10 protein-coding genes are annotated in these 12,823 nt (G+C 49.3%); 8 read left to right on the top strand and 2 right to left on the bottom strand.

Features of this window, described 5'->3' with window-relative positions; translation table 11 throughout:
- Positions 1-5: 5 nt before the first annotated feature.
- The 7 genes from argF (at position 6) to cydC (ending at position 10,414) form a co-directional block, all read left to right on the top strand.
- On the top strand, positions 6-1,034 hold the full coding sequence (gene argF, locus KNO90_RS06095) for an ornithine carbamoyltransferase (protein ID WP_214742229.1): 1,029 nt from the start codon (positions 6-8) through the stop codon (positions 1,032-1,034).
- 52 nt (positions 1,035-1,086) lie between these two features.
- Positions 1,087-2,562: an arginine-ornithine antiporter gene (gene arcD / locus KNO90_RS06090; protein WP_214742228.1), complete on the top strand. Its 1,476-nt coding sequence runs from the start codon at positions 1,087-1,089 to the stop codon at positions 2,560-2,562.
- 14 nt (positions 2,563-2,576) lie between these two features.
- Positions 2,577-3,539, top strand: coding sequence for a carbamate kinase (gene arcC, locus KNO90_RS06085; protein WP_215113227.1), 963 nt, complete (start codon positions 2,577-2,579; stop codon positions 3,537-3,539).
- A gap of 201 nt (positions 3,540-3,740) precedes the next feature.
- Entirely contained in the window at positions 3,741-6,044 is a 2,304-nt protein-coding gene (locus KNO90_RS06080) for a glycoside hydrolase family 31 protein (RefSeq protein ID WP_251127333.1), read from the top strand.
- Between the two features lie 118 nt (positions 6,045-6,162).
- Positions 6,163-6,852 (top strand): Crp/Fnr family transcriptional regulator, encoded by a 690-nt coding sequence (locus KNO90_RS06075; RefSeq protein ID WP_215113225.1) that lies wholly within the window; start codon positions 6,163-6,165, stop codon positions 6,850-6,852.
- A 122-nt stretch (positions 6,853-6,974) separates the two neighbouring features.
- Positions 6,975-8,699: a thiol reductant ABC exporter subunit CydD gene (cydD, locus tag KNO90_RS06070; protein WP_215113224.1), complete on the top strand. Its 1,725-nt coding sequence runs from the start codon at positions 6,975-6,977 to the stop codon at positions 8,697-8,699.
- Entirely contained in the window at positions 8,696-10,414 is a 1,719-nt protein-coding gene (gene cydC, locus KNO90_RS06065; RefSeq protein ID WP_215113223.1) for a thiol reductant ABC exporter subunit CydC, read from the top strand. The genes cydD and cydC overlap by 4 nt, the downstream gene beginning before the upstream one ends.
- Positions 10,415-10,667: 253 nt before the next feature.
- On the opposite strand, the gene KNO90_RS06060 is transcribed toward cydC, so the two are convergent.
- The gene (locus KNO90_RS06060) at positions 10,668-11,192 is read right to left on the bottom strand and encodes a hypothetical protein (RefSeq protein WP_214742222.1); all 525 of its coding nucleotides are present in this window, start codon (positions 11,190-11,192) and stop codon (positions 10,668-10,670) included.
- Between the two features lie 128 nt (positions 11,193-11,320).
- Entirely contained in the window at positions 11,321-12,397 is a 1,077-nt protein-coding gene (locus KNO90_RS06055; RefSeq protein ID WP_215113222.1) for a diguanylate cyclase, read from the bottom strand.
- 220 nt (positions 12,398-12,617) lie between these two features.
- On the opposite strand from KNO90_RS06055, the gene KNO90_RS06050 reads away from it, so the two are divergent.
- A complete protein-coding gene (locus KNO90_RS06050) occupies positions 12,618-12,800 on the top strand; it encodes a hypothetical protein (protein ID WP_031422036.1) in 183 nt (60 codons plus the stop codon).
- The last annotated feature ends 23 nt before the right edge of the window (positions 12,801-12,823 follow it).

The following is a 12,823-nucleotide window of genomic DNA, read 5'->3' as shown; positions in this document are numbered from 1 at the left end:
GCAGTATGTCTACAACGTTCAACTTTGATTTGAAAGGTCGTCATTTTTTATCGCTAAACGAGTTTTCTGGTGAAGAAATCAACTACTTGATCGATTTGTCTGCTGCATTCAAACGTCAGAAAAAACAAGGTGTCCCACATCGGATTTGTGAAGGCAAAAACATTGCCTTGCTCTTTGAAAAACCATCGACGCGGACGCGTTGTGCGTTCACGGTCGCTGCTATCGATTTAGGGATGCATCCCGAATATTTAGGCAAGAATGACATCCAGTTCGGGAAGAAAGAATCGGTGCGCGATACCGCAATCGTCCTCGGACGCATGTTTGACGGCATACAGTTCCGTGGCTTCGCCCACGAGACGGTCGAAGGTCTTGCGAAAGACGCAGGCGTACCGGTTTGGAACGGCTTGACCGACTTGTATCACCCAACCCAAATCTTGGCTGACTTTTTGACAGTGAAAGAGCAGAAAGGAGAGTTAGCCGGAATTAAATTCGTGTACGTGGGTGATGGACGGAACAACATGGGCAATACGCTGTTGATCGGTGGTGCAAAAGTAGGGATGGATATGCGAATCTGTGCGCCGAAATCACTTTGGCCATCTGATGAAATCGTGGACTACGCGAAGTCGGTCGCTGCTGAAACAGGTGCTGTAATCACCTTGACGGAGAGCATTGAAGAAGCGATGGATCAGGCGGACGTCGTCTACACAGATGTTTGGGTGTCGATGGGCGAAGAGGCGGCCTTCGCAGAACGGATCGAACTGTTGCGACCATATCAAGTGAACATGGATATGCTTCAAAAGAGCGGCAACCCGGACATTATGTTCATGCATTGCCTCCCAGCCTTCCATGACTTAGAAACGGAAGTCGGTCGAGCGATTCACGAACAATACGGATTGACGGAAATGGAAGTGACCGATGAAGTGTTCCGCAGTCGTCACTCGTTCGTATTTGATGAGGCGGAAAACCGGATGCACACCATCAAGGCGGTAATGGCAGCAACGCTCACGGAGACACGCGAATGGCTTGATCGTTGACGAGGAGGGGATTTCCCCTCCCGGTTCAAAATAAGCGAAAGGGATGAGTAGAATGTCTACGAAGTTGGAGCATGACTCAGGTGGTTCGGCTGGAGTACATCCTGACAAGCAAGACAAGCGGTTAGGTCTCGGAGCGTTGACGGCACTTGTCGTCGGATCGATGATTGGCGGTGGCGCCTTTAACTTGGCTGCCGATTTGGCGCAAGGTGCGAACGCAGGTGCCATTCTCATCGGTTGGGTGATTACTGGGATTGGGATTATCGCGCTCGGTCTCAGCTTTCAAAATTTGACGATGCGTCGTCCTGACCTGGACGGTGGTGTGTATAGCTATGCACGGGCAGGTTTTGGGTCGTTCGTCGGATTTAACTCGGCCTGGGGATATTGGTTGTCTGCCTGGCTCGGAAACGTGGCGTATGCCACATTGCTATTCAGTTCGGTCGGTTATTTCTTCCCGATTTTTGAAGGGGGACAGAACATCGCATCGATCATTGGCGCATCGATTATGCTGTGGCTCGTGCATACCCTCATCTTACGTGGGGTGCATGAGGCATCGATGATCAACATCGTCACGACGATTGCAAAACTCGTACCGATTTTTGCATTCATCACGATTACTTTGTTCTTCTTTAATCTCGAAAACTTCACTTTCGATTTTTGGGGACAAGGCGGCTTCTCGTGGGGAAGTGTACGTGACCAGGTCGTCTCGACGATGCTCGTGACACTTTGGGTATTTATCGGTGTGGAAGGAGCTGTCGTGCTTTCTGGTCGTGCTCGGAAACGTTCAGACGTCGGAAAGGCGACCGTGATCGGGTTGCTCGGTACACTCGTCATTTATTTGCTCATTTCCATCATGTCTCTCGGTCTCATGACACCGGAAAATGTGGCGAACGCCTCACAACCTGCGATGGCATATTTGCTCGAGTCGGCCGTCGGTCCGTGGGGGGCGATGCTCATCAACGGAGGACTCGTCATCTCTGTCCTTGGCGCATGGCTCGGTTGGACGCTTTTAGCGGCTGAGATTCCATTCGTTGCCGCAAAAGATGGGGTCTTCCCAAAATGGTTCACAAAAGAGAATCAAAATCAGGCTCCCGTCAACGCCCTTTGGTTGACGAACGGGTTGATTCAGCTCTTCCTCTTCACATTCTTGATTTCAGATGCCGCATATAACTTCGCCTTCTCTCTTGCTTCGAGTGCGATTTTGATTCCATACGTGTTCTCGGCCTTTTACCAAGTGAAAGTAGCGAAGAACGGAATCGGATATAGTGCCGGTGAACGAAAAACACGCGATTTGACGATTGGATTGGTCGCGTCCGCTTATGGACTATGGCTCATTTACGCCGCTGGAATCGATTATTTACTTCTCACCACGCTTTTATATGCACCAGGGACACTTCTCTACATGAAGGCACAACGTGAAAATGGCATCAAGTCACTCACTAAAACGGAATGGATGGTCGCCGGTGTATTGACCGCACTCGCCATCTTCGCAGTCGTACGCATACTATCGGGTAATATCTCAGTCATCTGATCGGGGGTATGGATATGGAGAAAAAACGTGTGGTCATCGCTTTAGGCGGGAATGCGATTCAACAAGGGAAAGATGCGACAGCTGAAGCACAAATACAGGCCGTCGAGGCGACGGCGGAATCTCTCGCTGCACTCATTGCGGAAGGAGTCGAGGTCATCATCACACATGGGAACGGTCCGCAAGTGGGGAACCTGATGTTGCAACAAGCCGCATCAGACAGTTCGGCCACACCGGCAATGCCGCTTGATGTCTGTGGTGCGATGACGCAAGGGATGATTGGATACTGGTTCGAGAATGCACTGACCAAAGCGCTTCGTGCACGTGGTCTTGAACAGCATGTGGCCTCGCTCGTCACCCGGAGTATTGTCGATCCAAACGATAGTGCGTTTCATCATCCGACCAAACCGATTGGTCCGTTTTACACGGAAGACGAAGCGCTTCATCTCGAACGGACGACGGGCTATGTTTTTAAAGAAGACGCAGGAAGGGGATATCGTCGGGTCGTGCCGAGTCCAATCCCTATAAGAATCGCTGAACATGCCGTCATTCGTACACTCGTTGAAGCGGGGCACATCGTTGTCGCTTCGGGTGGGGGTGGCATTCCGGTCATGGAGACAGCGGACGGATATGTTGGCATCGAAGCGGTGATCGATAAAGATTTCGCGGCCGCAAAACTGGCGGACCTCGTCCATGCAGACGTATTACTCATTTTGACGGCTGTCGAACATGTGTATGTCAATTTCGGGAAACCGGACGAGATGGCGCTTCAAGAAACGTCGAAAGAACAGATGGAGACTTATATTGCCGAAGGTCAGTTCGCACCCGGGAGTATGTTACCGAAAGTAAGGGCGGCGCTTCAGTTCGCCGAATCCGGTACGAACCGTGTCGCCATCATCACGTCACTCGATCAGGCATTAGCAGCCATTGACGGAGAAGCGGGTACACGTGTCCGTCTGGCGCCATCGCTTCAACAATAAAAATGTGTCGCAGACGTGAAGCGTTTGCGACTTTTTTGTTTTCTGCCTGGGTTCAAGGGGAAGGAATGTTGTATGCCAAAAATGAGATTGTTATCCTATTCAGTGTAAACGTTTGCACTTATTTCAGGAAGGAAGTGACGAAGAGCGGAAACGCTCGAATGTATGCGCCTATTCGAAGAAAATCATGTGTACCAGTCGTGGATGAGACCAAAAGCAAGAGAAGAGGCAATCGTTCAAGGAAGCTGCTATCGCTTCACCGTACTGACGAGTCAATTGATTCGAATGGAGTATGCGGCGGACGGTGCCTTTGAAAACCGCGCCACACAAGTGGCATGGAATCGGGAGTTTGATGTGCCTGATTTTCGAGTGATTGAAGATGAGACAGAACTCCAAATCATCACCGAACATGTCCATTTATATTATACGAAAGGTCCGTTCGCGCCGAACACGCTCTACGTGGACGTGAAAGGGAACTTTAGTACGTATTATAGTCGCTATCAATTTAACGGTCCTGAACGGACGCTGAAAGGGACAGCGCGGACGCTCGACCATGTAGACGGTGCGACCGAATTAGAAGAAGGAATCCTCTCTAAACAAGGGTATGCGATCATTGATGATTCATCCTCGTTTTTGATGACGGATGATCGCTTCGTCGAACCGAGACGAAAAGGAATTCATGATATTTATTACTTTGGATATGGTCATGACTATAAACGGGCACTTCGCGATTTTTATACGTTGACAGGTCCGACACCGATGCTACCGCGTAAAGCGCTCGGAAACTGGTGGAGCCGCTATTGGCGATATGACGAGAAAGAGTATAAGGCGTTGATGCGCCGGTTCAAGTCGGAAGATGTTCCGTTCTCGGTCAGTGTCATCGATATGGATTGGCACGTGACGGACATCCCGGAAGAGTACGGGAGCGGCTGGACGGGCTATTCTTGGAATAAAAACTTGTTTCCTGAACCGAAGCGATTCCTCAACTGGTTAAAGGATGAGGGAATGATGGTGACATTGAACCTGCATCCGGCGGATGGGGTCCGTGCGTTTGAAGACCAATATGCAGCGATGGCAGAGGCGATGGGAATGGATCCGGAATCGGGAGATCGAATCCCGTTCGATTTTTCAGACAAACGATTCATTCAAGCGTACTTTGAACAAATGCATCATCCACATGAGGGGGATGGCGTTGATTTTTGGTGGATCGATTGGCAACAGGGGTCGACCTCGAAGATGGAAGGACTCGATCCGTTGTGGATGTTAAATCATTATCACGCTATCGATATCGCCCGTGACGGCAAGCGTCCGCTCATTTTCTCTCGTTACGCAGGACCAGGGAGCCACCGTTACCCGGTCGGATTCTCAGGAGACACGATCATCTCGTGGGCATCACTTGCCTTTCAACCGTATTTTACAGCGACAGCGACAAATATCGGTTACGGGTGGTGGAGTCATGACATCGGAGGGCATCAGCTTGGGAAAAAAGACGATGAGCTCGCTGCGCGTTGGGTCGCATACGGGGTATTTAGTCCAATCATGCGCCTCCACTCGACGTTCAGCACCTTCAACGGGAAAGAGCCTTGGCGTTTCGGGATCGAAGCCGAACAGTCGATGAAGCGATTCTTACGTCTGCGTCACGAACTCATTCCTTATTTATATACGATGAACTATCGTAACCATGCCGATGCGTTACCACTCGTGCTACCGATGTATATCGAGCATCCCGATGACGAAGCGGCTTATCAAGTACCGAATCAGTTTTATTTTGGTAGTGAACTCATTGTGTCGCCAATCGTCACGCCGATGGACCGAAAGCTCCATGTCGCCGGAACGAATGTCTGGCTACCAAAGGGAGAATGGTTCGATTTCTTCACGGGACATCGTTATGAAGGCGACAAGTCGATTCGTGTGTTCCGTGGACTCGATGAACAACCGGTCTTCGCCAAAGCGGGTGCCATCATTCCAATGATGCCGCATCGACCGCATGGGAATGAGACGGGGAATCCGAGCGAGCTAGAAGTACTCATCTTTCCAGGTGCCTCGAACACGTTCACGATGTATGAAGATGACGGGGAAAGCCGAGACTATGAGACGGGCGCCTCGCTTGAAACGACGTTCACGCTCGACTGGGAAGCGCGGACGCTTCACATCGAGACATCAGGTGATCTGACACTCGTCCCGGCAAATCGGACGTTGACGATTCTAGTTCGTGGGGTCGTCGGAGAAGGGGATTATGATGCGGAGACGCAGACGCTTCACATCCCACTCGGTGAATGGAAACAAGAGCAGACAGTGACACTTCCTGTCGATGTGACACAGAACGCCCATCGACTTGACCGTCTCTATCGGTTCTTAGACCGCGCGGAAATCGCCTACGATTTGAAAGATCGTTTGTATCAGATGGCGACGACGAAGACGCGTCTCGAGGCCTGGTTGTTTGGTCTCCATGCGTTAGAACTCGATCGAGATTTGCAAGATGCGCTATTAGAACTGATGTTGGACTGAAAAAGGGGGGAGACCCCCTTTTGTCATGTCAGAAAACTGTCGGTTTTTGAAAGCGTTCTCAAAAAAAATCCCTATATACTTGAGATAGAGGATTCGATTAGAAATGAGGGGATGTATGATGCGACATATGTGGACAGTGGATGATTTACGACAGTTGACACTATTTTCGAGTTGTTCGAGTCGGGCGCTCGAACAACTCGTTCCGCACGTCTACTGTCGAACGTATCGAAAAGGACAACTGTTGTTCATGGAAGGGGACCCGCGAGAGCGCGTGTATTTCTTAATGAGTGGATACGTCAGACTCGAACGGATGAACGAGCATGCGACGCATCAGTATGCGGACTATGTGAAGCCGAAACAGTTCTTCCCATACAATGGATTATTCACGGAGGAAGACTATCGTCACACGGCTGAAGCAGTGACGGATATTGAGGTCATTTACATTCCGACAGACCGATTCGAGCGTTTTGTATCCACACAGTCGAATATGCTGCTCTATATCATCGGACAGATGAATCGCATTTTGGATTTGCATGAGCGACGTGTCCAAGAAATCATCACCCCGAGCGCAAAAGAACGCGTACTCAATACAATCCACTTCCTAATCGAAGACTTAGGTGAACCGGATGAACAAGGGATACGTGTCCGTTGTCCGTTCACAGCGATGGAATTATCTCGTCTATCCGGAACGTCCAGAGAGACGGTTTCTACGATTTTAACAAAGCTTCGAAAAGAAGAGGTGCTTCGAATGGATGCGCACCAGCTTGTCATCGGTCATCCTGAATATTTTGAGCAGGACTTTGATTGACGCCACTCAGGAGAGGGCGTCTTTTGCATGTTCGAACGAGCGGAGCGTTCGCTTCAAAACGTAGCATATTGTATAATTAGTGATGAATCTCACAAAGCAATCGGATTGTGAATAGAGAAAGGATGAATGCAGTGAAACGACTGCAAACCCTTGCGTTCGCCGAGCGTGGTCACATCATCGGACTCGTGTTGTCTGCGATCATGATTGGCCTATCGATTTTGGCGCAAGCGTATTTAATCGTCGACATTGTCGACCGTATCTTTTTAAAAGATGAATCATTTGAAGCTGTCGTTCCGGCGTTACTTTGGCTCATCGTGGCCCTGTTGGCGCGAGCTCTTTTCGGCTATGTCTCCGGACGAATCGGAGCGAGTTTATCGGAAAAGGCGAAGCAGACGTTACGCCTGCAATTGCTAGATCGCTATGCCACGAGTCCGGTCGAGTCGTCCTTGACGGGACAGTCTGGGAAGAAAGTGAGTGTGTTCATGGATGCTGTTGACGAGGTAGATGCCTACTTCAGTCAATACTGGCCACAAGTAATCCAAACCTCGATCATTCCGCTTCTGATTTTGGTTGTAGTCTTCAGCCAACATTGGATTTCAGGTGTCATCATGATGGTGACGGCGCCGTTCATTCCGTTGTTCTTTATTATCATCGGGATTGCGACACAGAAAAAATCGGAAGAACAGATGGAGAAGATGAATCAATTTTCCGGGAAGTTTCTCGACGTCTTACAAGGTTTGACGACACTCAAACTCTATAATCGAACCGAACAGGAAGCAAAAGCGATTGAGAAGAGCAGTCTCGACTTTCGGGATGCGACGATGGTCGTCTTAAAGACGGCATTCTTATCTGGACTCATGTTAGAATTCATCTCGATGCTCAGTACCGGCGTCGTGGCGCTAGAAGTCGCGCTACAGATGGTCGTTTGGGAGAACCTGACGTTCTTCTCGGGCTTCTTGATTCTCGTGTTGGCGCCAGAGTATTACTTGGCTATCAAAGATCTAGGTAGCGCCTTTCATACAGGACGTGGCAGTATGGGCGCAGCAGACCGGATCTTTGACGTATTAGACGCCCCGGATGATCGCATTCAGTGGGGGACGAAGTCGCTTCGTTCACGGACACCGGACCTTGAGCTTGAAGAGATATCGTTTGAGTACGCTGGTGGACGCTTTTCGCTTCAGCCATTGAGTGGTCGTATTGCTTCTGGCACCCACCTTGCGTTAGTCGGCGCGAGCGGTTCCGGGAAGACGACTGTCCTCAACGTGATCTCAGGACTTTTGCAAGTGAAATCAGGGCGCGTCCTCGTGGATGGTGAACCCTTGCATACGTATGAGGAATCTGCCTGGTATGGAAATATTGCGTATATCTCTCAAAATCCGTATCTGTTCGCCGGGACACTCGCCGAAAACATTGCTTTAGGTGAAGTGGCTGACGAGCGTGCGTTACTCGAAGCAGCCGAGGCAGCTGGTCTATCCGATGTGATCAATCAGTTACCGAACGGGATTTGGACAGAGCTCGGAGAGGGAGGATTCGGACTATCTGGTGGGGAGCGGCAACGCCTTGCACTCGCAAGGGCTTTCTTTAAGCGACCTGGTATTTTATTGTTTGATGAACCGACGACCGGCCTTGATTTGAAAACAGAGCGGATTGTCAGACGCTCGATTGAAGAGCTGTCGAAAGGTGCGACGTTAATCACGGTTGCGCATCGTCTGCATACGATCAAAGAGGCGGACACGATTTGGTTCATGGATGACGGGAAACGAATCGCAGAAGGGACGCACGAAGCGTTACTCGCTGTCCCAGAGTATGCAGAACTGTTTGCACTTCAGAAAGGGGTGAGCCGATGAATTCGCTTTGGACCATCACAAAATGGATGATGCGCGAGAAGAAAGACATTCTTCTCTCCATCTTCTTTGGATATGCGGCAGGGATTGCAGCGGTCGCCCTCTTCGCGGCAAGTGGCTATCTCGTATCACGGGCAGGGCTCGTCCCGCCTCTGTATGCGCTCATGGTACCTGTCGTCTTGATTAAGCTGTTCGGTGTGATTCGGGCGGGAAGTCGTTATCGTGAACGTCTCGCCTCACACCGGGCGACGTTTACAATTTTGAGTGAGTTGCGTGTCCGGTTCTATCGTCAGTTAGAGCCGCTCGTTCCGTCCATCTTCGCGAAATATCGGAGCGGGGACTTGCTCGCACGCGTCGTCGGGGATGTGGAGAGTCTTCAAAACTATTTCCTACGCGTGTTTTATCCGCCCATCATTCTCGTCCTCGTCTTTTTGAGCACGATTTACTTCGTCACCTTCTTCTCGTTTGCGGTCAGTCTCTGGATCTTGTTTGGTGTACTGATCACGGGCTTCTTGATTCCACTCGGATTTGCACGAATTCGTGCCCGTCATGACGAGACGATTCGCGCGTTACGTGGAGATGTATCGATTCACTTGACAGAGATGCTGTTCGGGTACCGGGATTTGAAACTTCATCATCAACTCGAGCGCACGAAACAAGCTGTCTATTCGCACAGTGAGCGTTACATGGAGGCGGAGCGGAAAGATACGACGAATCAGTTCTTCAATTCGGCGCTCGTCGTCGCGGCTTCCTTACTCGTCTCATGGGGCGTCTTGGCCATCGGTGCGTATCAGGTGGTAAATGGAGACTTGAACGGATTGTTCTTGGCAATGCTGATCATGATGTCGCTCACAGCGTTTGAGAATACGACGCCGATGGCTGTCTTCCCTGGTCATTTTGCGGACAGCAAACAAGCGGCAGATCGTCTGTTTGAAGTGACGGAGCCGAGTGAAGTGATTGCAGCGCGTGAGGCGACACGTCATGACGTGACGTTCACGACATCGCCATCGATTTCATTTGAAGAAGTACGGTATCGCTATCCAGACACGTATCGAAATGTGATTGATGAGGTGACGTTACACATCCCGAGTGGTTCGAAGTCGGTCATCGTGGGACCAAGCGGGTCAGGGAAGTCGACGTTACTTCAACTGCTCTTGGCTTTCGTTCGGACGGAAGACGGCACGATTCGGTTGGATGAGTACAACGTGAACGATGTCAAACAGACAGCCATTTGGCAACATGCGAGCGTTGTCTTGCAAGACAATCATTTCTTTTACGGAACCGTTCGAGAAAATCTGGCGTTAGCGGGTGATTTCACAGACGAAGAGATGAACGTAGTACTTGAGCGCGTTCGTTTATCATTCACGCTAGACGAACCAGTCCTTGAGAAAGGGGCAAACTTGTCAGGTGGGGAACGGCAACGGTTAGCCATCGCACGGGCACTTCTCAAAAATGGGCTACTTTGGTTGCTCGATGAACCGACATCGGCACTCGATGCCGGTACGGAGGCCCATGTGTTCTCTGAACTGTTGACACAAGCCGGGACAGGGACGTTGATTCTCGTCAGTCATCGTTTGACCGGTCTAGAAGCGTTTGATCAAATCATTGTCATGGAATCCGGAAAAATCGTCGAAGTCGGGTCATATGAGGAACTGATGGTGAAACGTGGCATGTTCTATGAATTGAAACAAATCGAACAAGAAGTGTTCGCATCATAAAAAAGACGAGCGGCCCCGTCGGTGGGCTGCTCGTCTTGTTTTTGGCAAATAAGGGTGCAACAAATGGGGGTTGTCGCAACACTTTCAAAAGAGTGTCGTGGAGGGGAATCCACGTGACGTGATGTGTTTGGGGAACGTACACGCCAAGCTTTTGGGAAGCTACAACTAGAGTATAATTGATAACGATTATCATTGTCAATGAGAATCATGAAAAAAATCCATACGTGCGAACACGTACGGATTGGGTCTTGAATTAATTCGAGGCCACGCCTTTTTGAACCGTGAATCGGATCAAACTGAACAAATATCTCGTGAAGAAGAGGGCGAACGCATAAAATACCGCGATGAACGGTGACTGAAGATGAATACCTGGGATGTTCATCAAAAACTCTAACACAAGTATAGATAAAAGAAATACATAAAGTGCCGCGTCTAAATAAAGTGGCATCAGTCGGCCACGTTGATGCCAAAACGTACGAACAAGTGGTGCGACGGTCATCCCGACAATGCGTTCAGCGAAGCCTATGCTCAGAACGGCGATGATGAAAGATGGGACGGTGTTAAACGACACGAGTTCCGAGAAAAAGAACCCGGAAATCAACAGGAGTGGACCGATGACGATCATCATGGATAGCGATGTACGGAAGAAAATCCAAAGGTTCTGCTGAATCGAGCGAACGCCCCCGAGTGCTGATTGCTGAAGCGTTTTACCCCGTTTATAATCAAGCGCGAATGAGCCGATAAACATAATTCCAAATAACGATAACAAAACTGACATGAACGATGTTTCCCCTTTTCTGAATAAATCATGATGTACCAATACGAACCAAAGTCTAGCCTAGTTTACCGATTCGATTCGAGAAAGTAAAGCGAGAAAACACCGCCAAGTGTGAAGATGTTGACACATTAAGAAGCTAGGATGAAACGATTTCGTCCAGACTCTTTTGCGTGATATAACGCTTCATCTGCGTGTTTTAATACGCTATCGATTTCAATATCGTTGGAATGACAGGCTCCAAGCGAAACGGTAATGTGTAATGTACCGGCACTCGTTTCAAACGGAAAAGTAGAAACCTTTTCTCGAATAGATTCGGCAAGCCGTGATACTTCGTTACGTGTCGCATGTGGCATGACGATTAAAAATTCTTCGCCACCGAAACGCCCGACCAAATGGCGTTCTTCGCTCTCGTTAACAAGGAGCATACCGAGCTCACGTAAGACGTCATCCCCGACATCGTGTCCGTACGTATCGTTCACGCGCTTAAAATGATCGATATCGACCAAGATTAACGCATATTCCTCAGCCTCAACCGTCAAATTGGCCATCGCTTCGTTCAAGAGACGCCGGTTGGCAATCCCGGTGAGCGCATCGGTACGTGCGAGTTGTTGCTGATGTTGAACGTTCTCGAAGTGACGGCGTAATTCAAGAAGTAGTCGATAAGCGGCGCAGGCTCCACCGTAAGACATCAATGTATAGATGATCAAAACGGGATAGAAGAGACTGAGAGGGAGTGCAGCATAAATGGCCGCCCCGAAGATGACGACACTGATTGTAGTGAATACAAGTAAGGTAGCACGTGTATTGTCTAGGCGCGTTCGGAGGATACTGATTGATCCAACGAGAACGAACATAGTCGCAAACGCTAAGTAAAGCCCAATCATGGCGCCGTCTGTATACCAAACGACGAGAGCGCGAACAATTAGAAAAATGACACCGGCAACCGTACCACTCACCCAGCCGCCGAATAAGACCGCAAGCATGATTGGAATCGCGCGTAAGTCAATCAGCACGCCTTCTAGATGTAAGGCGTTGGCTAACAGCAACGTGGCAATCAGTCCTGTCTGCACACCGAGCAACACTCTTGCTTTCAATGGAGATTGTGGTGTTAAACGAGGTCGATTGCGAAACGGTAAAAAGGAAATGGTGAAGAGCGTGAACAAGATACACAGGTTGATGAAAAACGCATTTATGATTGCGAGCATCGAAGCTCCCCCTTACCCCGTATGGAAATATTTAGTTACAGTATAATGTATCTTCTTGGAAACAGACAGGCATAACCTGCGGACGAAAAAATCCCTAAAGTGAGTATTCAAGAAATCATCGTTGATTCCTTTTATCTATGCTGTGATTTGTCCCATCATTTAGAACTTTCGCTATGAGAAATCGAAAGTTTGGTATGATAAGAGAAAAGGAGGACTGTCCGTGCGTTACTGGGATCATTTTAAACGAGCGTTTATTCCGATTGCGCTCATCTTGATTGGATTAGCGATCTTTTATACTTTATCGGCTCGAGATAACATGGTGTTGACGCTTTTAGGGGCTGCGATTGTTGGAGTCATCTTATTTTTAGTGATGCGTCATGTGAATCAAGTCGAAGAAGACTGAAACGAGAACACATTTTGTGGTTC

The organism is Exiguobacterium sp. s63 (genome assembly GCF_018617335.1).
Classification (GTDB): domain Bacteria; phylum Bacillota; class Bacilli; order Exiguobacteriales; family Exiguobacteriaceae; genus Exiguobacterium.
This window is presented reverse-complemented; position numbering and strand designations above follow the sequence as displayed.

Coding starts and splice junctions, on each gene's coding strand:
- KNO90_RS06060 (WP_214742222.1), bottom strand. CDS start 11,192: ATGTCAGTTTTGTTATCGTTATTTGGAATTATGTTTATCGGCTCATTC.
- KNO90_RS06075 (WP_215113225.1), top strand. CDS start 6,163: ATGCGACATATGTGGACAGTGGATGATTTACGACAGTTGACACTATTT.
- KNO90_RS06080 (WP_251127333.1), top strand. CDS start 3,741: ATGAGACCAAAAGCAAGAGAAGAGGCAATCGTTCAAGGAAGCTGCTAT.
- cydC (WP_215113223.1), top strand. CDS start 8,696: ATGAATTCGCTTTGGACCATCACAAAATGGATGATGCGCGAGAAGAAA.
- arcC (WP_215113227.1), top strand. CDS start 2,577: ATGGAGAAAAAACGTGTGGTCATCGCTTTAGGCGGGAATGCGATTCAA.
- argF (WP_214742229.1), top strand. CDS start 6: ATGTCTACAACGTTCAACTTTGATTTGAAAGGTCGTCATTTTTTATCG.
- arcD (WP_214742228.1), top strand. CDS start 1,087: ATGTCTACGAAGTTGGAGCATGACTCAGGTGGTTCGGCTGGAGTACAT.
- KNO90_RS06055 (WP_215113222.1), bottom strand. CDS start 12,397: ATGCTCGCAATCATAAATGCGTTTTTCATCAACCTGTGTATCTTGTTC.
- cydD (WP_215113224.1), top strand. CDS start 6,975: ATGAATGCAGTGAAACGACTGCAAACCCTTGCGTTCGCCGAGCGTGGT.